The organism is Type-C symbiont of Plautia stali (genome assembly GCF_059730935.1).
Genome location: NZ_AP035923.1, coordinates 3876610 through 3902832 on the forward strand (window position 1 = coordinate 3876610; position 26223 = coordinate 3902832).

At 58.8% G+C, this 26223-nt stretch carries 22 protein-coding genes and 1 tRNA gene; 5 read left to right on the forward strand and 18 right to left on the reverse strand.

The features are described from left to right. Nucleotides 1–82 precede the first annotated feature (82 nt). From AC6I7J_RS18265 to trxA, 15 genes are all read right to left on the reverse strand, one after another. Nucleotides 83–159: transfer RNA gene (locus AC6I7J_RS18265), tRNA-Arg, on the reverse strand. Nucleotides 160–318: 159 nt separating this feature from the next. Then, the gene (gene wecG, locus AC6I7J_RS18270; protein WP_021506979.1) at nt 319–1053 is read right to left on the reverse strand and encodes a lipopolysaccharide N-acetylmannosaminouronosyltransferase; all 735 of its coding nucleotides are present in this window, start codon (nt 1051–1053) and stop codon (nt 319–321) included. A 28-nt stretch (nt 1054–1081) separates the two neighbouring features. Further along, nucleotides 1082–2425 (reverse strand): ECA oligosaccharide polymerase, encoded by a 1344-nt coding sequence (gene wzyE / locus AC6I7J_RS18275; RefSeq protein ID WP_021506980.1) that lies wholly within the window; start codon nt 2423–2425, stop codon nt 1082–1084. Continuing rightward, entirely contained in the window at nt 2422–3492 is a 1071-nt protein-coding gene (gene wecF / locus AC6I7J_RS18280; RefSeq protein WP_498006357.1) for a TDP-N-acetylfucosamine:lipid II N-acetylfucosaminyltransferase, read from the reverse strand. Before wecF ends, wzyE begins: the two co-directional genes overlap by 4 nt. Continuing rightward, entirely contained in the window at nt 3489–4742 is a 1254-nt protein-coding gene (wzxE, locus tag AC6I7J_RS18285; RefSeq protein ID WP_058758104.1) for a lipid III flippase WzxE, read from the reverse strand. Before wzxE ends, wecF begins: the two co-directional genes overlap by 4 nt. After that, a complete protein-coding gene (gene rffA, locus AC6I7J_RS18290; RefSeq protein WP_021506983.1) occupies nt 4742–5872 on the reverse strand; it encodes a dTDP-4-amino-4,6-dideoxygalactose transaminase in 1131 nt (376 codons plus the stop codon). The genes wzxE and rffA overlap by 1 nt, the downstream gene beginning before the upstream one ends. Beyond that, nucleotides 5872–6567: a dTDP-4-amino-4,6-dideoxy-D-galactose acyltransferase gene (gene rffC / locus AC6I7J_RS18295; protein ID WP_058758102.1), complete on the reverse strand. Its 696-nt coding sequence runs from the start codon at nt 6565–6567 to the stop codon at nt 5872–5874. The genes rffA and rffC overlap by 1 nt, the downstream gene beginning before the upstream one ends. Beyond that, nucleotides 6545–7426 (reverse strand): glucose-1-phosphate thymidylyltransferase RfbA, encoded by an 882-nt coding sequence (gene rfbA / locus AC6I7J_RS18300; RefSeq protein WP_021506985.1) that lies wholly within the window; start codon nt 7424–7426, stop codon nt 6545–6547. Before rfbA ends, rffC begins: the two co-directional genes overlap by 23 nt. 23 nt (nt 7427–7449) lie before the next feature. Next, nucleotides 7450–8526: a dTDP-glucose 4,6-dehydratase gene (rfbB, locus tag AC6I7J_RS18305; RefSeq protein WP_132466023.1), complete on the reverse strand. Its 1077-nt coding sequence runs from the start codon at nt 8524–8526 to the stop codon at nt 7450–7452. Then, on the reverse strand, nt 8523–9782 hold the full coding sequence (gene wecC, locus AC6I7J_RS18310) for a UDP-N-acetyl-D-mannosamine dehydrogenase (RefSeq protein ID WP_021506987.1): 1260 nt from the start codon (nt 9780–9782) through the stop codon (nt 8523–8525). Before wecC ends, rfbB begins: the two co-directional genes overlap by 4 nt. Nucleotides 9783–9784: 2 nt before the next feature. Beyond that, the gene (wecB, locus tag AC6I7J_RS18315) at nt 9785–10909 is read right to left on the reverse strand and encodes a non-hydrolyzing UDP-N-acetylglucosamine 2-epimerase (RefSeq protein ID WP_058758100.1); all 1125 of its coding nucleotides are present in this window, start codon (nt 10907–10909) and stop codon (nt 9785–9787) included. A gap of 10 nt (nt 10910–10919) precedes the next feature. Beyond that, nucleotides 10920–11969 (reverse strand): ECA polysaccharide chain length modulation protein, encoded by a 1050-nt coding sequence (gene wzzE / locus AC6I7J_RS18320; protein WP_021506989.1) that lies wholly within the window; start codon nt 11967–11969, stop codon nt 10920–10922. A gap of 37 nt (nt 11970–12006) precedes the next feature. Then, entirely contained in the window at nt 12007–13083 is a 1077-nt protein-coding gene (gene wecA, locus AC6I7J_RS18325; protein ID WP_021506990.1) for a UDP-N-acetylglucosamine--undecaprenyl-phosphate N-acetylglucosaminephosphotransferase, read from the reverse strand. Between the two features lie 280 nt (nt 13084–13363). Then, entirely contained in the window at nt 13364–14623 is a 1260-nt protein-coding gene (gene rho / locus AC6I7J_RS18330) for a transcription termination factor Rho (protein ID WP_021506991.1), read from the reverse strand. A gap of 346 nt (nt 14624–14969) precedes the next feature. Next, nucleotides 14970–15302, reverse strand: a complete 333-nt coding sequence (trxA, locus tag AC6I7J_RS18335; protein ID WP_021313352.1) for a thioredoxin TrxA — start codon at nt 15300–15302, stop codon at nt 14970–14972. A 116-nt stretch (nt 15303–15418) separates the two neighbouring features. On the opposite strand from trxA, the gene rhlB reads away from it, so the two are divergent. Together rhlB and ppx are read left to right on the forward strand one after the other, a co-directional pair. Beyond that, the gene (gene rhlB / locus AC6I7J_RS18340) at nt 15419–16714 is read left to right on the forward strand and encodes an ATP-dependent RNA helicase RhlB (protein ID WP_031279615.1); all 1296 of its coding nucleotides are present in this window, start codon (nt 15419–15421) and stop codon (nt 16712–16714) included. A gap of 6 nt (nt 16715–16720) precedes the next feature. After that, nucleotides 16721–18205 carry an exopolyphosphatase gene (ppx, locus tag AC6I7J_RS18345; protein WP_031279616.1) on the forward strand — a complete coding sequence of 495 codons (1485 nt, stop codon included), beginning with the start codon at nt 16721–16723 and terminating at the stop codon, nt 18203–18205. 141 nt (nt 18206–18346) lie between these two features. Here ppx and rep read toward each other — a convergent pair whose 3' ends face one another. Next, complete coding sequence (gene rep, locus AC6I7J_RS18350) at nt 18347–20368, reverse strand: DNA helicase Rep (protein WP_481658016.1); 2022 nt, start codon at nt 20366–20368, stop codon at nt 18347–18349. Between the two features lie 166 nt (nt 20369–20534). Between rep and ppiC the strand changes: the two genes are divergently transcribed. Further along, the gene (ppiC, locus tag AC6I7J_RS18355; RefSeq protein ID WP_498006361.1) at nt 20535–20816 is read left to right on the forward strand and encodes a peptidylprolyl isomerase PpiC; all 282 of its coding nucleotides are present in this window, start codon (nt 20535–20537) and stop codon (nt 20814–20816) included. On the opposite strand, the gene AC6I7J_RS18360 is transcribed toward ppiC, so the two are convergent. Both AC6I7J_RS18360 and pdeH read right to left on the reverse strand, forming a co-directional pair. Further along, on the reverse strand, nt 20817–22877 hold the full coding sequence (locus tag AC6I7J_RS18360; protein ID WP_498006363.1) for an AsmA family protein: 2061 nt from the start codon (nt 22875–22877) through the stop codon (nt 20817–20819). It lies immediately after the preceding gene. Between the two features lie 61 nt (nt 22878–22938). Further along, nucleotides 22939–23712, reverse strand: coding sequence for a cyclic-guanylate-specific phosphodiesterase (gene pdeH / locus AC6I7J_RS18365; RefSeq protein ID WP_498007242.1), 774 nt, complete (start codon nt 23710–23712; stop codon nt 22939–22941). 283 nt (nt 23713–23995) lie between these two features. Here pdeH and kdgK point away from each other — a divergent pair, with 283 nt between their 5' ends. Both kdgK and AC6I7J_RS18375 read left to right on the forward strand, forming a co-directional pair. Continuing rightward, nucleotides 23996–24934, forward strand: a complete 939-nt coding sequence (gene kdgK, locus AC6I7J_RS18370) for a 2-dehydro-3-deoxygluconokinase (protein WP_498006365.1) — start codon at nt 23996–23998, stop codon at nt 24932–24934. A 396-nt stretch (nt 24935–25330) separates the two neighbouring features. Beyond that, nucleotides 25331–26203, forward strand: a complete 873-nt coding sequence (locus AC6I7J_RS18375) for an alpha/beta hydrolase (RefSeq protein ID WP_058771051.1) — start codon at nt 25331–25333, stop codon at nt 26201–26203. Nucleotides 26204–26223: the final 20 nt, after the last annotated feature.

Sequence of the window (26223 nt, forward strand, 5' to 3'; positions counted from 1 at the left end):
TGGTGCGTAAGCGTAACCGCTTACTCAATGCACTGCATAACGCGGTTAAACCAACCACCGAAGCTCTTGCGCACAAACTAAATGGCGCGCCCGACAGGATTCGAACCTGAGACCTCTGCCTCCGGAGGGCAGCGCTCTATCCAGCTGAGCTACGGGCGCGTAGCGCCGTTGCGGATGGGCATACTACGTATTTGACTCCAGGCTGTCCAGTGCTTTTTCATAAAAAAATCGCGTTTGCTTACGCTTTGTGCATTCCGTCGATAAATAACGCAATTTGCCTGCTTAACCTGCCGGAATTACAGCACTATTCCTGCCGCGTTACAGATCGCCGCGCCAGTGATAGCGTAAATATTTCAGCAGTTTTAACTGACGGCGCCAGCGTGATGGCTGGCGTATCAGGCGATACAGCCACTCCAGCCCTAATTGCTGCCAGATGCGCGGCGCACGCGTGACGTGGCCGGTAAAGACATCATAGGTGCCGCCGACGCCCATATACAGCGCGTGCGGCCAGTGTTCGCGGCAGTCGCGCATCAGCAGCTCCTGGCGCGGCGATCCCTGCGCCACGGTCACAATCTGTGCCCCGCTGGCGGCGATGCGCGCAAATAGCGCCTCGCGTTCGGCTGGAGCGAAGTAGCCGTTCTGGCTGCCCACGATGTTGACATTCCACTGACGGCGTAATTTATCGCAGGTTTCCTGCAGCACCTGCTCACGCCCGCCGATTAAAAACACCGGAATACCGCTGCGGCCCGCCTGTTCCATCAGCGCTTCCCACAGATCGGCGCCGGCGATGCGGTTCACCGTTAGCTGCGGGTATTTTTTACGCAGCGAACGCACAATGCTGATGCCGTCCGGGTATTTGATCTCCGCGGCGGCGATCAGCGCGCGCAGCTGGGCATCCTCTTCCAGCGTCAGCATCTTTTCAGCGTTGATCGCCACCAGCGTGCCGCTGCGCGGCTTGCCGTCCGGCAGCAGAAAGTGAAGAAAGCTCGCCATATCAGCGAAAGCGTGTAAATCGATGCCGCGCAGGGTATAACGCGGATGATCGGTTTCCATGGTCGGTATTTCCCGTCAGGCCCGGAGGTTAAGCAGAGCGCGATAAAACTGGCTCCGCGCGCGGGCGAATCAGCCCGGCACGCGCTAACAGCCAGAAAAGTAACTTCGCCAGCCCAACGCAGGCGGCGAAAATCAGGCAAAAGAACACCACGCGCGAGCCGAATGCATCCAGCCCTTCGCGCGCCAGCACGATCATATTGAACACCGCGCCAAAGCAGAAGCTTTGCAAAATGGCACCGCTGTAGCGGTTGCCGGCTTCGCGCCCCTGCTGGTAGAGAGAATCAAACCCTTTCATCAACAGCCCGACCGCTATCGCCCCAAGGGGAATAAAGCCTGCGCCACCCATGATCAGCAGCGAACCGAGCAACGTGGGCGAAATCGCCAGCCCGGAGTGGTTATTCAGCACTTCCCAAGTGAAATAGTTGGCGCTGTTGAGCACCATCGATGGCCGATCCGGCCACAGCCAGCCCGGGATAAACACGTAGAAATCACGCCAGATCGGGGCCAGCCCCTGAAAATCGATTTTGTCGTAATTCTGCAGCAGCAGCGCAAGGTTTTCCCACGGCGAAAAGGTGTCGCGCGTCAGATAGAGAAACGTATAAAACGCTTCATCGCCTACCACGTCGAGATTGTAACGACGCAGCGCCAGCCAGAACATGCCGCCAATCGCCATCACGCCGGCCCCCACCAGCATCCACAGCGTAATCCAGCCGCGCGTAATGCCGATGAACAGGAACAGCGCAAAGGCGATGATGATATTGGCGCGCGTCCCGCCCACCAGCGCATAGGTCAGCAGACCAAACGCCACCGTGATCAGCAAAAACAGCAGCCACTGGCGCTGGGTAGGATTAAGGAAATAGCGGATCAGCATCGCCGGAATGAAGAAGTAGAAGAAACGCTTGAGCGCCACGCCGGACACTTCGCTGGAGAAGATCTGGTTATAGGCCGACAGCCGGAACAGCAGCAGGCCGTTATGCATAAAGAACACCGTGACGGTTCCCACCGCCACCAGCGCCAGCAGCAGGCAGGTCAGATGGGTTTCCACCCGGTTCATCGTCAGCCAGGGTTTGCGCGGCGCCGCCTGCGCAGGCCGCAGCCGCACTTTGTAGCTGACGTAATAGATGGCGTAGAAACTGGTAGCGGCCAGCAGTGCCTGCAGCAGATAGTCTGCCGGCACCACGCTGACGTTAAAGCGGAACACCAGCACGCTGGTCAGCGGAAAGCCAAAGTAAAAGGTCAGTAAAAACAGCAGGGTAAAGAACAGGTGGAAATTAAAACGCACCCGTTTAAATTCGCGCCAGGTCAGCGTCAGAATGAAGCCCAGCGAAAACAGATACACCACCAGCAGACCACTAAACTGCAGCAGGCTCATGTTGACTCCCTTTCACTCTCCGCCAGGGCGTGGCGCCATCCCGCCAGATAGCCCGGGGCAAAAAAGGCGATAGCGGAACGATCGCACTGCGCCAGCTGACGCTGCGCCTCCGCCACGCGCGTGCGATCCAGCGCATCAGTGCTAAATAACACCGGCAGCCCCTGCTCGCTCAGGTCACGCCAGAACGGATTCTTACGGTTAACCACAAACGGAATGCCGGCCTGAATCAGCAGGCACAGCGTACCGATGCCCTGCTGACGCTCGAACATAAAATAACCGAGCTGACAGCGACTCAGCAATTGCAGATAGGCAGTGAAGTCGATTTTGTCGCGCAGCAGCGTCACCTGGCCGCGCGGAAACAGGCGCTGCGCGGCAGCATCAATCTCATCGATGTACTCATAGTTGCTGGCCGGATAACCGAGCGGGATCACCACGTTAACCTGCTCACCAAACTGGCGGCGAATCGCCTGCAATCCTTCAATGTGCCGGTTGCTGCGATCGCCCGAGTTGCCGAGCAGAATGGTAAAGCTGTCGCTGGCGGCAGGTGCGGGTATCGCGGCCTCCGGCATACGCGTTGGAAAATAGAGCAGCGAAGTGGGCACGCGCGGATGGCGCTGCTGGAAAAAGTGCAGATCGCCGCGCGTGGCAAACACCTGCGCCATGCGCCCCTGGGCGATACGCCGCAGCAGATAAAACAGGCGGTACTTCAGCCCGGCGCCCTCTTCATAGAGATCGGCGCCCCAGACGTGCCAGAACGCCTGCTGTCGCCGCAGCTTGCCGCTGAGCAGCGCCAGCCACAGGCGCGGATTGAACTGGCCATGAAAGAAGAAGCGCTGACGGCGATCGGCGGCGCGTGCGATCACCGCCTGCGCCAGCGCGCGCTTGCTGGGATACACGTCGATCTGCAGCTGAGGATAGGCCAGCAGGGTATCCGGCGCGGCCGATACCACCATAAACTGACGCGGCGCGTCGGCTGGCGCTTCGACGCTCATGACGTCGTTAAAAAAGCGCAGCAGCGTGTGATTGTGATGCGGGATATCGGAGCCCAGCACGTGAAATAGCGTCATTTTTTCCGGCAATAAATCAAGAAAGCGCCACAGCAAAGGGCAAAGTAGAGCACGTAGGTCGCCATATAAGCCTGCGCCGCGCCCGCCGTTCCGTGCAGTGGGATCAACCAGTGCGCAAAGGCGGTCAGCAGCACAAACTGGCTGATTTCCGTGAGAATATAAAAGCGCAGTGAGGCTTTGGCGATCACCAGGTATCCGAAAACATAGGCGCCTACTTTAAAGACGTCACCGCACAACTGCCAGACAAAAAGATCGCGCATGGCGCTGAACTGCGGGGAAAACAGCAGCCAGATGGCGACATCGCGCAGCAGCCAGACACAAAAGCTGGCCGCCGCCACCGCCGGCAACACAAAGCGCAGCGCACGGCCAATTTCGCGCGCGATGTCAGCTTTATGCTCCAGCCGCGCCAGCGTTGGCAGCAGCCAGACGCTGAACGTGGCGGTGATAAATTGCAGATACGCATCGGAGATGCTGGTGACGCCCTGCCACAGCCCGACCTGCGCCCAGCCCTGCTGCTGCGCCAGCAAATTACGCATCATCACCCAGGCTACCGGCAGGGTCACGGCCGTCATCAGCGCCATCAGGGTAAATTTGGCAAGATTACGCGCCAGCGCCGGCTGCCACTGCGGCATCAGCCAGCGCAGCGGCAGTTCCTCGCGGTGGCGTCGCAGCATCCACAGCGCCGGCCCGACCAGCAGCGCCGGCACCAGCGCCAGCCCGACCAGCGCACCAGCATAGCCACCCAGCCACCAGCACAGCACATAACCCACCACGCCGATCAGGCTGCCGGCGATCAGCGCCAGCGCGTTACCGCGCGCATCGCGAAAACCTTTCAGCAGCGCCAGCGTCAGGTTGGCCCAGGCAATGCCCAGCTGCAAAAAGGCGACGATGCGCACCACGTTTTGCCAGGCGGCGTGGCCAAACAGCGCCCGGCTGATGGGCTCCGCCGCCAGCAGAAACAGCAGCGCCAGCAGCGTGGAAAACCCCAGCACCATTGCCGACGCGGTGCCGGTCACGGCGCGCAGCTGTGCCGGCTGCTGGCGGAACTGCGCGACATAGGTGGTTACGCCGTTGAAGATACCCGCGCCGGCCAGCACGCCGAGCACGGTAATCAGCTGGCGAAAGTTACCCGCCTGGCCGACGCCCTCGGGGCCGAAGCTCACGGCCAGCAGTTTCACCACCAGCAGGCCAGCGACAATTTTTACCAGCGTGGACGAGGCGGTCCACACTGAGGCTCTGGCTAACGACATCAGGCAAAGAAGCTCAGCAGCGAACTGATTACCGTACGCTGGTTGTTGTCCGACAGGTTGTAGAACAGCGGCAGCCGCAGCAGGCGCTCGCTCTCGCGCGTAGTGAACGCATCCGTGCCGTGGAAGCGGCCAAAACGCGTGCCGGCCGGTGAGGAGTGCAGCGGGATATAGTGGAACACGGTGAGGATCTCCGCTTCCTTCATCCAGTTAATCAGCGCCTGGCGATCCTCGCTGTCGCGCAATTTGAGATAGAACATGTGGGCGTTGTGACGGCAACTGGCCGGCACCGCCGGTAACGCAATGCGCCCGCTGGCTGCCAGCGGCTGCAGCGCGTCGTAATAGTTTTGCCACAGGCGCAGACGCTGCTGGTTGATGCGTTCCGCCGCTTCCAGCTGCGCCCACAGATAAGCCGCCTGCAAATCCGCCATCAGGTAGCTGGAACCAATATCGCGCCAGGTATATTTATCCACCTGTCCGCGGAAGAACTGGCTGCGGTTGGTGCCTTTTTCGCGGATGATCTCCGCACGCTCGATCAGTTTCGCCTCGTTGATCAGCGTGGCGCCGCCTTCACCGCCAGCGGTGTAGTTTTTCGTCTCATGGAAACTAAAACAGCCAATATGGCCGATGGTGCCCAGCGCGCGCCCTTTGTACTGCGACATCACGCCCTGCGCCGCATCTTCAATCACATACAGCTGATGCTTCGCTGCCAGCGCCATGATGGTATCCATCTCGCACGCCACGCCCGCGTAATGTACCGGCACGATGGCGCGCGTTTTCGGCGTGATTGCTGCTTCAATCTGCGTTTCGTCGATATTCAGCGTATCCGGACGCACGTCGACGAACACAATGGTGGCGCCGCGCAGCACGAAGGCGTTGGCGGTGGAGACAAAGGTGTAGCTCGGCATGATCACTTCATCGCCGGGCTGGATATCGATCAGCAGCGCGGCCATCTCCAGCGAAGCGGTGCACGAGGGCGTCAGCAGCACTTTTTTGCTGCCAAAATGCTGCTCCATCCACTGCTGACAGCGTCGGGTAAAACCGCCGTCGCCGCACAGCTTGCCGCTGGCCATCGCCGACTGCATATAGTCAACTTCGGTGCCCACAACCGGGGGCGCGTTAAATGGGATCATCAGGCTTTCCTGTAAAACCAGTAGGCGGTGCTTTCCAGCCGGGCACCGCTGCGTAAATAGAGGCGCATCGCCGTAAGATTGCTGAGCTGGGTCGCGACCCGCAGACGCTCGAGCTGGCGCACCCGGCCCCAGTCGGCAGCTGCCAGCAGCAAACGCTGACCGACGCCGTTGCCCTGCGCCGCCGGCAGCACCGCCAGCAGACCGATACGCGCATCACCGGCGACTTCGCGCATGGAGACGAAACCCTGCAGCGCGCCCTGCTCGTCGCAGGCGATCAGACACTGGTGATCAAAAGTGCCGCGCACCGCGTTCTCAATCCACTGTGCGTAGAAGCGGCCGCTGTCTTCAGCGTCAAACCAGGGGGCACGAAAACGGCTCTGGCTAAACGCCTGGGCCGCTGCCGCGCGCAGCTGCGGGATTTGCGCTTCGCGCGCGATGCGCACGCCGGTCTGCCGTTCGGTGCGTTTGATATTGATCGCCAGATCCGCTTCGCCTTCCACCAGCTGAAAACCGTGCTGGCTCAGCGCATCTATCGCCGCGCTGTCCTGCGCCGGCACCTTAACCTGCCACAGCGTGTAAGGCTGCTGCAGCGCCTCGGCCAGCGGCACATCGCCGTCCAGCGTCAGCCGCGCCGTGGCGCAGCGGAAGAAGTCGCTCTCCCATGCAAGGGGATCAATACTGACGCGGACGGGCATGCAGAATATCCAGCAAATACTGGCCGTAGCCGGTTTTGGTCAACGCCTGTGCCGCTGCCAGCAGCTGCTCGTCGCTCAGCCAGCCGTTGCGCCAGGCAATCTCTTCGAGGCAGGCAATTTTAAAGCCCTGGCGTTTCTCCACCGTTTGCACGAACACGCTGGCCTCAATCAGGCTGTCGTGGGTGCCGGTGTCCAGCCAGGCAAAGCCGCGCCCCAACAGCTCCACCGCCAGTTCGCCCTGCTCCAGATACATCTGGTTGATGGCGGTAATTTCCAGCTCGCCGCGCGCCGAGGGCTGCACCTGCTTCGCAAACTCCACCACGCGGTTATCGTAAAAGTAGAGGCCGGTGACTGCCCAGCGCGATTTCGGCTGCTGCGGCTTCTCTTCAATCGACAGCGCGTTGAAGTCGTCATCAAATTCCACCACGCCAAAACGTTCCGGATCCATGACCTGATAGGCAAAGACCGTGGCACCGTGGCTGCGCGCGGCCACCTTTTTCAGTTTCGGACTGAAGCCCTGGCCGAAGTAGAGATTGTCGCCCAGCACCAGACAACAGCTGTCGTCGCCAATGAAGGATTCACCGATGATAAAGGCCTGCGCCAGGCCATCCGGGCTCGGCTGCTCGGCATACTGCAGCTGCAGGCCAAATTCACTGCCGTCACCCAGCAGCCGCTCAAAATGGGCGCGATCGTCCGGCGTGGTAATAATAAGAATGTCGCGAATCCCCGCCAGCATCAGCACCGACAGCGGATAGTAGATCATCGGTTTGTCGTACACCGGCAGCAGCTGCTTGGATATCGCCCGGGTTATCGGGTGCAGGCGTGTGCCCGAGCCACCGGCTAAGATGATACCTTTCATCGTTGCTCCTCCTGCATGCGTGCTTAACGCGGGGTAGCCAAGCCCAGACGCTCGCCGCGATAACTGCCGTTGAGAATCGCCTGCCACCACTGCGGATTGGCCAGATACCACTGCACGGTTTTGCGGATGCCGCTGTCGAATGTTTCCTGCGGCGTCCAGCCCAGTTCACGGGCGATTTTACTGGCATCAATGGCATAGCGCAGGTCGTGGCCGGGACGATCGTGAACAAAGGTGATCAGTTCCCGGTAGCTGCTCAGCCCGGCAGCGCGCTGTTGCGGTGCCAGCTCATCCAGCAAATCACACAGCGTCTCCACCACCTCAATATTGCGCCGCTCGTTGTGGCCGCCAATGTTGTAGGTCTCGCCCACTTTGCCGCTGCTGACCACGGTGTACAGCGCGCGGGCGTGATCTTCCACATACAGCCAGTCACGAATCTGGCTGCCGTTGCCGTACACCGGCAGCGCCTTACCGGCCAGCGCATTGATAATGGTGAGGGGAATCAGTTTTTCCGGGAAATGGTAAGGCCCGTAGTTGTTGGAACAGTTGGTGACCACCACAGGCAGTCCGTAGGTGCGCAGCCACGCGCGCACCAGATGGTCGCTGCTGGCTTTGGTCGCCGAGTAAGGGCTGCTCGGGGCGTACGGCGTGGTTTCGGTAAAGAAATCTTCCGAGCCGTGCAGATCGCCAAACACCTCGTCAGTGGAGATGTGGTGCAGGATGAAGCCCTTCTTGCGCTCATCCGTCATGCCGTTCCAGTAATGGCGCGTCGCCTCCAGCAGCTGGTAGGTGCCGACAATATTGGTTTCGACAAAGGCGATTGGCCCGTCAATCGAGCGGTCCACGTGACTCTCTGCCGCCAGATGCATGATGCAGTCCGGCTGGTACTGCGCCAGCACGCGATCCAGCGCGGCGCGGTCGCAGATATCGACCTGCTCAAAAGCAAAGCGCGCATCCTGCTCAACCGGTGCCAGCGACGCCAGATTGCCGGCATAGCTCAGCTTATCCACCACCACCACCCGGTGGTCGGTATTGGCAATCAGGAAGCGCACCAGCGCGGAGCCAATAAAACCGGCACCGCCGGTGACTAAAAACTGTTTCATCGCCAGACTCCTTTGGTATCCACAATCCACGGCTGCGTCACCTGTTCAGGGGTGACGGCGCGGAACTGCGCATGATCGACCAGCATCACCAGGATGTCGGCGTGTTGCAGGGCATCAGCCAGCGACACCAGCGTAGCGCGTTCGGCGAGCTGCGGCGGAATATCCGCCACATGCGGCTCGACCACCCAGGTACGGCCGCTGTGCCAGCCCGCAATACGCTGCGCCACCGACATCGCCGGGCTTTCACGCAGGTCATCGATATTAGGTTTGAATGCCAGACCGAAGCAGGCGATGGTCACGTCCGTGGCACGCTTGCCGCTGGCCGTCAGGCACTCGGCCAGCGCCTGTTTAACCTGATCCAGCACCCAGCCCGGCTTGGCATCGTTAACCTCACGCGCGGTCCGGATCAGCCGTGCCTGCTGCGGGTTTTGCGCCACGATAAACCACGGGTCGACCGCAATGCAGTGGCCGCCAACGCCCGGTCCCGGCTGCAGGATATTGACGCGCGGATGGCGGTTCGCCAGCGCAATCAGTTCCCACACGTTGATCCCCTGTTCGGCGCAGATCAGCGACAGTTCGTTGGCAAAGGCGATGTTCACATCGCGGAAACTGTTTTCCGTCAGCTTGCACATCTCTGCGGTGCGCGCGTTAGTTTCCACACACTCGCCGCGCAGGAAAATGCGATACAGCTCGCTGGCGCGCGCCGAACAGGCCGGCGTCATGCCGCCAATCACGCGGTCATTTTCCAGCAGCTCGACCATCACTTTCCCCGGCAGCACGCGCTCCGGGCAGTAAGCGATAAACACGTCAGGCTGCTCGCCATGCTGCGGGAAGCGCAGATCCGGGCGCCCCGCCGCCAGCCATTGCGCCATCTGTTCAGTAGCGCCCACCGGCGAAGTTGATTCGAGGATTACCAGATCGCCGGCCTTCAGCACCGGCGCAATCGACAGCGCAGCCGCCTGCACGTAGCTGAGATCCGGCTGATGATCGCCGACAAACGGCGTCGGCACGGCAATCAGAAAGGCGTCGGCAGCTTCAGGCTGGGTGGTGGCGCGCAGGTTGCCGTTGTGCACCGCTGCACGTACTACGTCGCCCAGTTCAGGCTCGACGATATGAATTTCGCCGCGATTAATGGTTTCCACCGCGCGCGCATTGATATCCACGCCGATGACCTGTTTCCCGTGCGAAGCAAAAACGGCTGCCGTCGGCAGCCCAATGTAGCCCAGTCCGATAACGGAAATGGTTGAAAAACGCATAGTTAAACTCTGTGTTGTTTAAGTGCCTGCAGGATGCGCGCGCAGGCATGGCCGTCGCCATACGGATTGTGCGCACGGCTCATCGCCTGCCACGCCTCGTCGTCCTGCAATAGCAGGCTGACTTCAGCAACAATTTTATTCACGTCGGTGCCGACCAGCTTCACCGTACCGGCCGCGACCGCTTCCGGCCGCTCGGTGGTTTCGCGCATCACCAGCACCGGTTTGCCCAGCGACGGCGCCTCTTCCTGGATGCCACCGGAATCGGTAAGAATCAGCCAGGCGCGATTCATCAGCCAGACAAACGGCAGGTACTCCTGCGGCTCAATCAGAATGATGTTGTTGATACCGCTCAGAATACGGTTTACCGGCTCACTGACGTTAGGGTTGAGGTGCACCGGATAGACAATTTGCAGCTGCGGATGCTGACGCGCCAGCTGCGCCAGCGCGCTGCAGATGCGTTCAAAGCCTTCGCCAAAGCTTTCGCGCCGATGGCCGGTAACCAGAATCAGCTTTTTACCGGCCTCAAGGAACGGGTAACGCGCCGCCAGGCGGGCATTGAGATCGGCATCATCCAGCACGCGATCGCGTACCCACAGCAGCGCGTCGATCACCGTATTGCCGGTGACGAAAATGCGCGCGTCGGGCAGATTTTCGCGCAGCAGGTTTTGCCGCGAATTTTCTGTCGGCGTGAAGTGATAGCTGGCGAGATGACCGGTCAGGGTGCGGTTGGCCTCCTCCGGCCACGGTGACATCAGGTTACCGGTCCGCAGACCCGCCTCAACGTGGCCCACCGGAATCTGATGGTAAAACGCGGCCAGGCTGGCGGCAAAGGTGGTGGTGGTATCGCCGTGCACCAGCACGACATCCGGCTGGAAGTCTGCCAGCACGGTCTTCATACCCTGCAAAATGCGGCTGGTGATCTCGGTCAGCCCCTGCTCGGGCCGCATAATATTGAGGTCATAGTCGGGCTGCAGCCGGAACAGGCGCAGTACCTGGTCAAGCATTTCACGATGCTGTGCCGTCACGCACAGGCGCGATTCGAAGGCAGCATCCTGCGCCAGTGCCTGCACCAGCGGAGCCATTTTGATCGCTTCAGGGCGCGTGCCAAATACAGTCAGAACTTTCACGCGGATTCTCTTAGTGACGGTTGGCGAATGTTGCACGCGGACGACGCACCAGCGCTACGCCGGCACCCACCAGCGCACCGATCGCGCCCCACATCACCATCATAAACAGACGACGTGGGCTATCGCGGCTGACCGGCTCTTCCGGCGTGCGCAGGTAACGGTAGGTCTGGAACGGTTTATCCAGGCGCGGTCCGGCCTGCAGTGTGTTGAGCATCGCCCTGTTTTGATCATAGCTTAAATCGTAAGCAGGTCCGCTGGCTTGCAGAGTATCCAGCTGCGCCTGCAACATCTGCTGCCCCAGCAGGAAGCGATCGCTGTCCGGCAGCGCTTCACCGCTGACCGGCGCGCGGTTCTCTTTAATGCCCTGCTGGCTGGCCACTTTCAGCGCCTGCTCGATGCGCTGGCGACGGCGATCAAACACCGCCTGTGCCACTTCCTGCTGACGGCTGACCTGCGCCTGCAGCTGCACGCTGCGCGCCTGCCACGCTCCTTTGAGCTCATCGTTGAGATGGCGCGCGGCGCGTTCGCTGGCATAGGCAATGTACTGCCGCAGCAGATTGTTGGCGTCGCCGGCGGTCTCCGCGATCAGCTTAATGTTATCCAGCGTATTGTGGGTGGCATCGGCCGGGGTGAACTGAATGTTGGTGATCAGATCGTCGAGCAGCGCGGCATCATTGTGTGCATTACCGCTTTTTCGGCTCTTATAGTAATCAGTCTGCAGCCAGAAATCGCGACGCGTATCCCACGACGCCAGCTGCATGGTGAACTCCTGATAGACCTCATCCATCACCGTCGGCGCTGGCGTATTCAGGCTGACGGTCTCGTTGCGCACATCCAGATTATTGAGGAACTGCTGCTGCACAAAGAATGCGCCCAGCATATTCACCGTCGGCCGATCGGTCACCGCCGTGGCGCTCCAGGATTGCTTCATTAACATAGAAGCCAGCCACGCCAGCAGCGCAAACAGCAGCGCCAGGCCAATAATCCAGCCTTTGCCGCGCCACAGCGTGCAGCCGAGGCCGCGTACATCCAGTTCGTTCTCCACAACGACAGAGGTCATAACAAAAGTGTCCTTATCCGGGTACTTATCTGGGTAATTATTTTTTCTCTTCGCCGCTGCTTTGCCAGCGACGTTTGATACGACGGATTTTGCGCGCGACGCGCCATGCATGTTTCAGGCAATAACCGTAAAGGAGGAAAGCAGCGAGGAACAGCGCCAGCATGACCCACTCGGGAATAAATGCCAGATATTCGCCCAGCACCCCGATCCCGGCCAGCAGCGCGGCGGCCACGGTAATCAATAAAAAGGCCTGGCGGGAGGTAAAACCGGCCCGCATGATCAGGTGATGGATATGCTGACGATCGGCCGAGAACGGGCTCATGCCCTTGCGCAGACGACGATACATGATCGCCACCATGTCCATCAGCGGAATAGCAATCAGCCACAGGGCGGTGACTGGCGTGATGGGATGGCTGAGGCCCTGCGTCGTTTCCAGCAGAATCCAGATGATGGTGAAGCCGATCATGGTACTGCCGGCATCACCCATAAACACTTTATAACGGCGGCCTAAAAAGCCGAGATTAAGCAGAATGTAGGGAATAGTGGCGGCGATCATCGCGAAGCACCACATCGCCAGGCTGGTCTGTCCGTCAAAATAGAGGATGATGCCCATCGCGGCGAAGGTGACGCAGGATAAGCCACCCAGCAGACCATCAATACCGTCCACCATATTGAAAGCATTGATCGCTGCCCATACCGCGAACAGCGTCAGCACATAGCCGAAAGGCCCGACGATCAGCTCGACCGGACCAATGATAAACCCCAGGCTCAGTAAATAGAGTTTTGCCCCGACCATCATCACGATGGCAATCGCCGCCTGAACCACGGCACGGATTTTGACGCTGATATCAAAGCGGTCATCAAGCGCGCCGACCAGCACCAGTACCCCGGCGCAGAAGAGGTACAGTACGGCGTGCGGCAGATAATAATTTGAGATGGCAAAGGCGAAGCAAATCCCCGCATACACGGAGATACCGCCGACTAACGGAATGGCGCCATGGTGTCGTTTTCTGGAATTCGGCGTGTCCACAAGCCCAATTTTTTTAGCCGCTTTACGAGCAAAAAACAGGAACGCTAAAGAAAAAAGAAAAACTAAACCAAGCTCAGTACTCATAGTGAGTAAATTCACGTTAACGCTCTCAGCTAAAATCATGGACAACAATAAGCAATTTTCCCGCCATTGCTGTATATCCCTGGTCTGAATTCTGTCGCAGCGCGTGCGTTTGCTGAAAAAACCGCCGCTTTGCTGCCTCAGTCAATATGTCTGCTTCCTGACAGGCATAATCCTAATGCCCACAAATGAAAAACGCCACGTTAAGACGTGGCGTTAGTCATAAATCCTGGCAATTTGTGCCGTTAGCCGGCTGGCTCAGGCCGTTACCGGCGGCAACAGATTACGAGCGTTTCATCATATCGAAGAATTCGTCGTTGGTTTTGGTCATTGCCAGTTTATTGATGAGGAACTCCATCGCGTCAATTTCACCCATCGGATGGATGATTTTGCGCAGGATCCACATCTTCTGCAGCTCTTCCTGAGAGGTGAGCAGCTCTTCTTTACGCGTACCGGAACGGTTGTAATCGATAGCCGGGAACACGCGCTTCTCAGCGATTTTACGTGACAGGTGCAGTTCCATGTTACCTGTACCTTTAAACTCTTCGTAAATCACTTCGTCCATCTTCGAACCGGTATCAACCAGCGCGGTGGCGATGATGGTCAGGCTGCCGCCCTCTTCCACGTTACGTGCCGCACCGAAGAAACGCTTCGGACGATGCAGGGCGTTGGCGTCAACACCACCGGTCAGGACTTTACCCGACGCCGGCACTACGGTGTTGTAGGCGCGCGCCAGACGGGTGATGGAGTCCAGCAGGATGATAACGTCTTTTTTGTGCTCGACCAGGCGCTTAGCCTTCTCGATCACCATCTCTGCAACCTGCACATGACGCGAGGCCGGTTCGTCAAAGGTAGATGCGATAACTTCGCCTTTCACCAGACGCTGCATTTCGGTCACTTCTTCCGGACGCTCGTCAATCAGCAGCACCATCAGCACGCAGTCAGGGTAGTTGTACGCGATGCTCTGCGCGATGTTCTGCAGCAGCATGGTTTTACCGGCTTTCGGCGGTGCGACGATCAGACCACGCTGACCACGACCGATTGGCGATGCCAGATCCAGCACGCGCGCCGTCAGGTCTTCGGTCGAACCGTTACCACGCTCCATGCGCAGACGGTTGTTCGCGTGCAGCGGCGTCAGGTTTTCAAACAGAATCTTGCTACGGGCGTTTTCTGGCTTGTCGTAGTTAACTTCGTTAACTTTCAGCAGCGCAAAATAGCGTTCACCTTCTTTCGGTGGGCGGATTTTGCCAGAAATGGTGTCACCAGTGCGGAGGTTGAAGCGGCGGATTTGGCTGGGAGAAACGTAGATATCATCGGGACCGGCGAGGTAGGAGCTGTCTCCGGAGCGGAGGAAACCAAATCCATCCTGCAGTATCTCCAGCACACCATCACCGAAGATGTCTTCGCCGCTCTTCGCGTGTTGTTTCAGGATGGCGAAAATAATGTCCTGTTTGCGCATACGCGCCAGGTTTTCCAGCCCCATATTTTCGCCGAGAGTAATCAGCTCAGAAACCGGCGTATTCTTTAATTCGGTAAGATTCATAGTGATGGGTTCTTAAACTCGGGGTAATTCTCGAAATGTTTGTCGTGAATGGTATGGCAAAAATTCCATGCCTGTTAATGGCTCTTTTTCAACGCTGCTCGACGGTTATCGTCAGATGTGGCGATAGGAAGCGAGGAGACGGTCGAAAGGTGATGCCGAATGTGCTAGCCGTCAGATTGCCAAACCACGAAAACGTTCAATGCGAGCTGGGTCTGACAAGGGAAAACTTTAGATGCAAACTACAAGGTAAGTGCGTAATGCAGTGAGGTCAACTTAACACGCCTGAAGGGAGACGTCCAGCAGTGGCGAAAAAATTCACCACTGCCGAACAAACACCGCGCCGGGCTTAGGCCAGGTTAGCGTTCAGGAACTCTTTCAGCTGACCTTTAGACAGCGCACCCACTTTGGTCGCCGCCACTTCGCCGTTCTTGAACAGCAGCAGGGTCGGGATACCGCGAATACCGTATTTTGGCGCAGTACCTGGGTTTTCATCAATGTTCAGCTTGGCGATGGTAAGCTTACCGTCGTACTCTTCTGCGACTTCGTCGAGAATCGGGGCGATCATTTTGCAAGGACCACACCATTCAGCCCAGAAATCTACCAGCGTCACACCGTCGGCTTTCAGCACGTCAGTGTCGAAACTGTCATCGGTCAGGTGAACGATTTTATCGCTGCTCATGTTTAACTCCAAAGATTATGCCTGGCGAATTGGCGTAAAATATACCAACGTAGGTTGACTTTATTTCATCGGATACGCTTTCGTAAAGCGATAGTAAGCTGATATTCTACCACACTATGAGCAAAACACACTTAACAGAACAGAAGTTTTCCGACTTCGCCCTGCACCCACAGGTAGTGGAAGCCCTTGATAAGAAAGGCTTTCATAACTGCACGCCGATTCAGGCGCTCGCGTTGCCTTTTGCGCTTTCAGGGCGTGATGTCGCGGGTCAGGCGCAAACCGGTACCGGCAAAACGATGGCGTTCCTGACGTCAACGTTTCATTATCTTCTTTCTCATCCTGCTGCTGAAGGCCGCCAGGTTAATCAGCCACGCGCGTTGATCATGGCACCGACGCGTGAGCTTGCGGTGCAGATTCATGCCGATGCCGAGCCGCTGGCGCAGGCCACCGGTCTGAAGCTGGGCCTCGCCTATGGCGGCGATGGCTATGACAAGCAGCTGAAAGTGCTGGCAGACGGCGTCGATATTCTGGTGGGCACCACCGGACGCCTGATTGACTACGCCAAACAAAATCACATCAACCTCGGCGCCATTCAGGTCGTGGTACTGGATGAAGCAGATCGCATGTTCGATCTCGGCTTCATTAAAGACATTCGCTGGCTGTTCCGCCGCATGCCGCCGGCCACCCAGCGCCTGAGTATGCTGTTCTCGGCCACGCTTTCTTATCGCGTACGTGAACTGGCGTTCGAGCACATGAACAACGCCGAATACGTTGAAGTTGAGCCCGAGCAGAAAACCGGCCACCGCATTAAAGAAGAGCTGTTCTATCCTTCGAACGAAGAGAAGATGCGTCTGCTGCAGACCCTGCTGGAAGAAGAGTGGCCGGATCGCGCCATCGTCTTCGCCAACACCAAGCACCGCTGTGAAGATATCTGGGGCCACCTGGCTGCCGATGGTCACCGCGTAGGCCTGCTGACCGGCGACGTGGCGCAGAAAAAACGCCTGCGCATTCTGGACGACTTCACCAAAGGTGATGTGGATATCCTCGTTGCCACCGACGTCGCCGCGCGCGGCCTGCACATCCCGGCAGTTACGCACGTCTTCAACTACGACCTGCCGGACGATCGCGAAGATTACGTGCACCGCATTGGCCGTACCGGTCGTGCTGGCGCCAGCGGTCACTCCATCAGCCTGGCCTGTGAAGAGTACGCGCTCAACCTGCCGGCGATTGAAGAGTACATCGGTCATGGTATTCCGGTGAGCAAGTACAACAGCGACGCCCTGCTGAGCGACCTGCCGCCACCGAAACGCCTGCAGCGTAACCGCTCGGGCAACGGTCCACGTCGCGGTGGCAACAACAGCAACCGTCGCGGCGGTGCCCCGCGCAACAACAACCGTAAACGTTCGGGTTAAGCACACATGCTAAGCGCATCGTCACTTTATGCTGCGATTGATTTAGGTTCTAACAGCTTTCATATGTTGGTGGTGCGCGAAGTGTCCGGCAGTATTCAGACCGTCGCGCGAATTAAACGCAAGGTGCGTCTGGCGGCAGGTCTTGATGCGGCCAACCATCTCTCAGCTGAGGCGATGCAGCGCGGCTGGCAGTGCCTGCGTCTGTTCTCCGAGCAGTTGCAGGACATTCCCCCGGAACAAATCCGCGTGGTGGCAACCGCCACGCTGCGCATTGCCAGCAACGCGCAGGATTTTCTGACTCAGGCGGAACAGATTCTCGGCTGTGCGGTGAACGTCATCAGCGGCGAGGAAGAAGCGCGCCTGATCTATCAGGGTGTTGCGCACACCACCGGCGGCTCTGACCAGCGGCTGGTGGTCGATATCGGCGGCGGCAGCACCGAGCTGGTGACCGGCGAAGGTGCGCACGCCACGACGCTGTTTAGCCTGTCGATGGGCTGTGTGACCTGGCTGGAGCGCTTCTTCAGCGATCGTCATCTCGCCAAAGAGAACTTTGCCCAGGCCGAACAGGCCGCACGTGAAATGATCCGTCCGATTGCGCCGGCACTGCGAGAGAAAGGCTGGCAGATTTGCGTGGGCGCGTCCGGCACCGTCCAGGCGCTGCAGGAGATCATGGTGGCGCAGGGCATGGATGAGCGCATCACTCTGAGCAAACTGCAGCAGCTCAAACAGCGTGCCATTCAGTGCGGCAAGCTGGAGGAGCTGGAGATTGAAGGGCTGACGCTGGAGCGCGCGCTGGTGTTTCCCAGCGGCCTGTCGATTCTGATCGCCATTTTCCACGAGCTGAGCATTGAGAGCATGACGCTGGCCGGCGGCGCACTGCGCGAAGGGCTGGTGTACGGCATGCTGCATCTGCCGATTGACCGCGATATTCGCAGCCGCACGCTGCAGAACGTTCAGCGTCGTTTCGCCATTGATGTTGAGCAGGCGGGCCGCGTGCGCCAGCTGGCAGAGAGCTTTTTCCGTCAGGTGAGCAGCAGCTGGAAGCTGGATCAGCGATGTCGCGATTTACTCCTCAGCGCCTGTTCAATCCACGAAATTGGCCTGAGCGTCGATTTCCGCCAGGCACCGCAGCACGCCGCGTATCTGATTCGCCATCTCGATCTTCCTGGTTTCACCCCCGCACAGAAAAAAATGCTGGCCTGCCTGCTGCAGAACCAGAGCGGCAGCATTGATCTGGCGCTGCTGACGCAGCAAAACGCCGTGCCGCCGCGCATGGCTGAGCGACTGAGCCGTCTGCTGCGGCTGGCAATCATCTTCTCCAGCCGGCGGCGCGACGACACGCTGCCGGCGGTGCGTCTGCAGGCGGATGATGATGCGCTGCATCTGACGCTGCCGGCAGGCTGGCTGGCTGCGCATCCGCTGCGCGCCGAGCTGCTGGAGCAGGAGAGCCATTACCAGTCGTATGTGCACTGGCTGCTGACGATTTCCTGATCGAACCTGCTGCTGCTGCGTTGAAAAACGCCCGGCAACTGCGCCTTTACGCGAGTGAAGTTTGCTTTGCCGGGCGCTTTGCCTCTGCGGCGCGCGCAACAGATTTCGCCACAGGCCAGGCTTGCGGCTGTGACGAAACCATTACCCCTTCTTCGCGTTCTCCAGCATCGCACGTAAGCCGGCGACACGCGTTTGCCCGGTTTTCACCCGCTCTTCGGCGCTGATCACCTTTTTCTCACGCTCCCACGCCACATCATCCTGCGGCAATTCCAGCAGGAAGCGGCTTGGTTCCGGACGCACCAGCTCGCCGTACTGACGGCGCTCGCGGCACAGGGTAAAAGTCAGCTCTTTCTGCGCGCGGGTGATGCCCACGTAGGCCAGGCGACGCTCCTCTTCGATATTGTTCTCATCGATACTGCTCTGATGCGGCAGCAGCCCCTCTTCCATGCCCACCAGATAGACATAGGGGAACTCCAGCCCTTTCGAGGCGTGCAGCGTCATCAGCTGGACCTGATCGAGCTCTTCGTCACTCTCACCGCGCTCCATCATGTCGCGCAGGGTAAAGCGCGTCACCACCTGCGCCAGCGTCATCGGCTCGTTAAGTTCGTCGCCCTCCAGCATTTCGGTCATCCACTGAAACAGCGTATTGACGTTCTTCATGCGCATTTCCGCCGCTTTCGGGCTGGGGGAGGTTTCGAACAGCCAGCTTTCGTAGTCGATGCCGCGAATCAGGTCGCGCACCGCATTCACCGGTTCACGCTCGGTGAGCTGAATGATGTCATTCAGCCAGTGGGTAAAGCGCTGCAGATGCTCCAGCCCGCGCCCGGAAAGCGTCTGTTCCAGCCCCATATCAAAGCTGGCGTTAAACAGGCTTTTGTTGCGCAGATTGGCCCATTCACCCAGCTTCTGCAGCGTCGCGGGGCCGATCTCGCGGCGCGGCGTGTTCACGATGCGCAGAAACGCGCTGTCATCTTCCGGATTGGTCAGCACGCGCAGATAGGCCAGCAAGTCTTTGATTTCTGGCCGCGAGAAGAACGACGTGCCGCCGGAGATGCGATAAGGAATACGGTTCTGCATCAGCAGCTTTTCAAACACGCGCGACTGATGGTTACCGCGATAAAGAATGGCGTAATCTTTGTACTGGGTTTTATTAATAAAGTGATGGGCAATCAGCTCGCCCGCCACGCGCTCGGCTTCGTGATCTTCGTTGTTGGCGCTCAGCACTTTCAGCTCGCTGCCCTCGCCCAGCTCAGAGAACAGCCGCTTTTCAAACACGTGCGGATTGTTGGCGATGAGGATATTGGCGCATTTAAGAATACGCTGCGTCGAGCGATAGTTCTGCTCCAGCTTCACCACTTCCAGCGCCGGGAAATCCTCTTTCAGCAGCACCAGGTTCTGCGGCCGCGCGCCGCGCCACGAGTAGATAGACTGATCGTCATCGCCGACCACGGTAAAGCGCGCCCGGGCGCCGACCAGCAACTTCACCAGCTCATACTGGCTGGTGTTGGTGTCCTGATACTCATCCACCAGCAGATAGCGGATGCGCTGTTGCCAGCGTTCGCGCACCTCCTGATTCCGCTGCAGCAGCAGGGTCGGCAGCAGAATCAGATCGTCGAAATCCAGCACGTTACAGGCTTTCAGATGCTGATCGTACAGCGCGTAGCAGTGGGCAAAAATCTGGTCGCGCTGTGATTTGGCGAGGCCGGCCGCGCCCTGCGGATCGACCAGGTCGTTTTTCCAGTTGGAGATGGTGGAAATCAGCTGCTGCAACAGGGTTTTATCTTCTTCCAGCCACTGTTTGGTCAGGTCCTTAAGCAGCGCCAGCTGATCCTGATCGTCGAACAGCGAGAAGGTCGATTTCATGCCGAGCGCCTTGTACTCGCGCTTGATGATCTCCAGGCCCAGCGTGTGGAAGGTTGAGATCATCAGGCCGCGCGCCTCTTTGCGTCCCAGCGTTTGCGCCACGCGCTCTTTCATTTCGCGCGACGCCTTGTTGGTGAAGGTCACCGCCGCGATATGGCGCGCCTGATAGCCGCATTCACGGATCAGATGGGCGATTTTATTGGTGATCACGCGGGTTTTACCGGAGCCCGCACCGGCCAGCACCAGACAGGGACCGGTGACAAATTCGACAGCACGTTGTTGGCCGGGATTAAGACGCATAGAAAAACATCACTCAATTTAATCAGACAGGAAGATTTACATCGCGCCGTAGGGTGCGCATTGATGCGCACCTGAGCGCAAAGGTCGCCATCAATGGCGACCCTACAACTGACGCGCACTACGCTATAATGCGTCGAATATTATACATACATAACGGAACACCATCATGGCGAAAACCGCGGCGGCTTTACATATCCCGGTGAAACAGGAAGCGCAGGCGAAAGCGCTGCTGGCGCAGCTGGAAAAAGGCGCGAACTTTCAGCAACTGGCAAAAAAACACTCGACCTGCCCGTCCGGGCGTAACGGGGGCGATCTGGGGGAGTTTCGCAAAGGGCAGATGGTGCCGGCGTTTGATAAAGCGGTGTTCACCTGCCCGCTGCTGCAACCTTACGGACCGGTGAAAACCGCTTTTGGCTACCACATCATCAAAGTGCTGTGGCGTAACTGATCACTTTTTGCTTTTCATCTGCTGGAGCACGTTGCTGCACTGATTGTCATCGGTGTCGCTCGGCGAAATCAGCGCCAGCAGTGCAGCCGCCGGCGCGACCACCGCCCCCAGCGCGACGGCTGCGGCACCACGCGCCAGCAGCGGACCGGCTTTGACTCCGGCATCCGGATTTTTGAAGGTGCCGCGCACATACAGCGGCGAACGCAGCGTAATGATACGAATGCCCTTGCTCTCCGGATTGATCGACAGATCCAGTCGTTCATTAGCAAAGTTAGCGTTGCCGGTAACGTTAATCACCGCGTTCTCGGTATCGAACACGAACAGCCGCGGCGTCGCCAGTCCCTGTCTAATATTCAGGTCGGTCGCGGCACAGTTGATGCGCACCTCATCGTCGCCAAACAGTTTACCCACCACATAATTACCGACGTTCAGCCCGGCAATCTCCATCAGGCTGCGGCTGATCAGGCCATCGTTCATCAACAGTTTCAGCTCGCCATTGCTGGTGCCCAGCAGGTCGGCCACCGAATTGCCGGTGCCGGTCAGGCTGGCATCCCCGTTGAGCTGGCCGAGACTACGCTGCATGGCGGTGACATCCGGGAACAGCTGACGCAGCTGCAGCTTGCGCGCATGCAGGTCGGCGCGGCCGCGCATCGGTGAGCGATCGCCCTCCAGATGGATGGTCGAATTAATGCTGCCGCCGGCCATGCCGAAGCGCAGCGGATCCAGCAGCAGGTCGCCATTTTTCAGCTGCAGATGGGTGTAGAGATCGCTGAGCGGCAGCTTGCTGCTGTGCTCGATACGCTTGCCGCTGAACTTCACGTCAGCGTCCATCACATCCCAGTTTTTGGTATCGAACTTGTCATGTGGCAACACGCGATCCGCCGGCTGGGTGCTGGCCTCACCGCGCTGCGCTTTGGCCTGCGCCGTTTTTTCACTGCCCTTGCCGGAGTTAACCCCAATCAGCGGCCCAAGGTCCGCCATACGCAGTTGGTTCGACGTCAGCTCGCCGCTCAGCGTCGGACGCGGTTTGCCCTGACGGTAGCTGAGCGAACCGTGAATATCGCTGTCACCAATATTACCGTTGAATTTTTCGTAGCGGAACAGCGGCCCTTTCTCTTCGTTGAAACGCGCAATCAGATGGCCGTCAGTTTCATACGGTGGCGTGTCCGGCAGCAGCACGCCGGTTAAGCCGTACAGATTTGCCAGCGTGTCGCCGGAGAAACGCAGCCGCACATCCAGCCCGCCGAGATTGAGCGGATCCTGCAGGGTGCCATCCACGCGCACACGTGTGGTGCCGTTGCGTACGTCGAGCTGCAACGGAAACGGCGTGGTTTTGCTGCGCAGCGACAACATACCGCCAATCTTACCGTCGCCATCGAGTTTCTGGTTGTTGTAGGTCCCGCTTGCCTGCCAGCCAAACACAAAATCGCCGGCCCCTTTTTGCTGGTCGTTACCGCCCGCGACCTGCGCGTACGGCACCGGTTTGCCCAGCGGATTGATCTTCACCGTGACATCGGCTTTGTTGATGGCGTCGCGATAGCGCAGCTGTCCCTGATCGAACAGGATATTATCAAGGCGGAATGACCATGCCGAAGGCGGCGCGTTGGGATCGCTGTTTTCGCTGCTGGCGAGGTTGAAGGTCCAGTTATTTTTCTTATCGGCGGTCTGCACCAGTCGCGCATCCGGCTGCTGCATCTTAATCCACGGCAGGTAAATCTCTTTGTGCAGCAGCGCCAGCGGCGCCAGCGTGGCTTCCACCCGCTGCAAATGCACCATCGTCACTTCCGGCACGCTGGGCGGATTACCGAGCATGACATCGTCAGCGTGCACCTGCGGCCACGGCACCCAGCTGCGCCAGCCTGGCTCTTCGCGATTGCGCACCCAGGCTACGCCAAGATCGCCGCGAATAGCGAACGGCCGGTTCAGTTCTGCCGAGACTTTCTGGTTGATGGTTGGCTTCAGGCGGTTCCAGTCAAAGGTGGCGATAATCACCACGACCACCACAACCAGCAACAATAAAATCCCGACCACCCAGCTAATTATTTTTCCTGTACGCGACATTTTGCCTCCTCCTTGCCCTTCCACGTCTCCTTAAAGATAGTCGAGACGCGGCAGAACGGAATCACGGAAGCTCAAGTACCAGGTTTTCCAGCTGGTTAAACGGCAGCGGACGTGAAAAATAATAGCCCTGTGCGGCCATGGCGGGCGAGTTGCGTACCTGCTGCCACTCCTCCTCGTTTTCCACCCCTTCGACGATCACGCCGTTACAGTAACGGTTAATCAGCGCCAGCAGCATGGAGAACAGCGAGCGCCCTTCATCACTGGCGCGCAGCAGCATAAACAGCTCGCGCGAAAGCTTGATGTAGTCGTAGCGCAGTTCGGTCAGCGCGGAGAAGTTCGCCATGCCGGACCCAAAGTCATCCAGCCACAGCGGGCCCAGCTCCGGCATCTGCGCCACCATCTCTTCCTGCGGCAGCGCGTGATGCTCGGTCAGTTCGAAGCGCACCCACGGCAGCTGGACGATCAGCGCGCGCACGGGCGCATGCTGCTGAATGGCCAGTAACGTGGGCCCATCAATATTGACGGAGGCCACCAGCTGACGCTGACTGAAGAAAGAAGCCCATTGTATTAACAGTTCAAGCTGCTCCTGGACGATGTCGAGACGCTGGGCAATGGTCAGCGCCTCGAAATAGTCTTCGGGTGACACGTTTTGCTCAGGTGCGGCGGGATGCACCACGGCGGTAAGCAGTTCAATAGCCAGTAAGCGGCCAGAAACCTGGTAAATCGGCTGGAAAGTGTAGCACCGTTGGCACTGCTGCCAGTAAAGACGGGTTTCCTGTTGTTGCTCAAGTTCGGGAGAAAAAGGCAGCCGATGACTCAAATTCTTCATCACCATGGTGTTTTCCTGGTTGGTATTGAGTGCCTGCAAATAGCATCTCAGTGGCAAGTATCGGCTCTCCCCTGGATAACTTTATTGGTCTGCGCAGCCACACGAGCTGTTGAGTCTAGCAGCGTGTCCGCGGCTTAATCGGCAAAACAACCCCCGGTTTGGCCGCTAAATCGGTGCAGAAGCGCGGTTTTACGCCTTAAGGCAAATTAAAACAGCGTTTTAAAAAGCATTGACGACTGCCATACCAGACGCGAGACTAGAGCGCAGCATTCACTACAGGCCAAACACCATGACGCAGAAAACCATCGCCATTATTGGCGAATGCATGATTGAGCTGTCCGAAAAAGGTGAGAACATCAAACGCGGCTTTGGCGGCGATACGCTGAATACCGCGGTCTATCTGGCACGGCAGAGCGATTCCAGCCAGCTGCGTGTGGAGTATGTCACCGCGCTTGGCACCGACAGCTTCAGCGACCAGATGATCGCGGCCTGGCAGCAGGAGCAGGTGCACACGCAACTGGTGCAGCGCCTGCCGGACAAAATGCCCGGGCTTTACTTCATCGAAACCGATGCCCACGGCGAGCGCACCTTTTGGTACTGGCGCAGCGATGCTGCCGCGCGCTTCTGGCTGGATAGCCCGCAGGCCGGGGCCATCTGTCAGCAGCTGGCGCATTACGACTATCTCTACCTGAGCGGCATCAGCCTGGCGATCCTGCCTGAGGCCAGCCGCGAAAAGTTGATGGCGCTGCTCAGTGCCTGCCGGCAAAACGGTGGTACCGTGATTTTTGACAACAACTACCGGCCGCGTCTGTGGGCGGATAGCGCCAGTGCGCAGCAGGCGTATGCGGCGATGCTACGCCACACCGATATCGCCTTCCTGACGCTGGATGATGAACACCTGCTGTGGGGCGAACAGCCGCTGGCGGACGTGATTGCGCGCACGCGCGCCGCCGGCGTGCAGGAGATTGTGATCAAACGTGGTGCCGACTCCTGCCTGGTGGCGCACGGCGACGAGCCGCTGCGGGATGTTGCGGCCATCAAACTGGCTCCGGCGCAGATTGTCGATACCACCGCCGCAGGTGACTCCTTCAGCGCCGGTTATCTGGCCGTGCGCCTCGCGGGTGGCAGCGTGGAGCAGGCCGCAGCGCGCGGCCATCTCACCGCCAGTACGGTGATCCAGCATCGCGGCGCGATTATTCCGCACAGCGCGATGCCAAAAACCGTTTAATACCGCATACGAGTGTCGCGCCGCGCTGCCTGCTACGCGTCGCGACAGTTTCCCCTCTGCCCTGACGGCAAATTGATTATTACGCTGAAAAATATCACCGTGAAAATTTGGCTTAATGACGCAGATTCACCGGGCAATTTTTACTAATGACGCACGCCATCCAGCCTCCTCTCTGCCTGACGCTCACCACTTAAATGCCGCTAATCAGACTGATTTAAATTCAATGCATTACGACGATAAACCCGACCGCCAGGCATAGTCCGAAACTGGCGACGCCGGCGGTTTTCGGCTGGACGATCGCGCGAAAAAAGACCATGTTTTAATCAACCACAGCAGGAAGCTGTCAGGTCGACCGCGAACACAATAACGACAACATGACTCGCTCAGGACAGATTTATGCACACAGAAATTATCAATATCTGGCCGCACGGCGACGCGCCAGGCGCGAGTGACTCGCGCGCTCAGCCGCAGATCGTCGATTTGGCCAGAGAGTTCGAACCTTACGACCGCGCCGCCACCGGTGTGCGCTGCCCGGAGATGGCGATCTGGCATCCGGAAACCTCAAACGGTATCACCCTGCTGGTGGCACCGGGCGGCGGGTATCAGCGCGTACTGATCGACCGCGAAGGCAGCGCCCTCGCCACCTTTTTCACCTCGATGGGTTACACCCTGGCGGTAATGACCTATCGCCTGCCGTACGACGGCCATCATGAAGGACCGGATGCGCCGCTGGCTGATGCCCAGCGTGCGGTGCGCGTGCTGCGCGAGCGCTCACAGCGCGGCCTGAACGGAAAGTACATCGTGATGATGGGCTTTTCGGCCGGCGGGCACGTGGCCGCCAGCCTCGGCACCCGCTTTGGCGAAAAAATCTATCCGCTGCAGGATCAGGCCGACAGCCTGTCACCGCGGCCTGATGCGATGGTACTGCTTTATCCGGTCATTAGCATGCGCGACGGTCTGGCGCATGAAAGTTCACGCACCCGCCTGCTGGGCGCGTGGCCGGATCAGAAAAGCATTGAGGCTTATTCGCTGGAGACGCGCGTGCACGGCCAGACGCCGCCGACGCTGCTGATCCACGCCGCTGACGATGAGACGGTTTCCGTTAATAACAGCATGGTGTTTTTTAGTGCCCTGCGTGAGCACAAGGTGCCGGCGGAAATTCACTTTTATCAGAAAGGCGGCCACGGCTTTGGGATTCGTGGCGTGGCGGATCTGCCGCTGGCCAGCTGGCCGATGCTGGTGACCGAATGGCTGCGCGCAAAGACCTGATGCCCCTGCTACTTTGAACC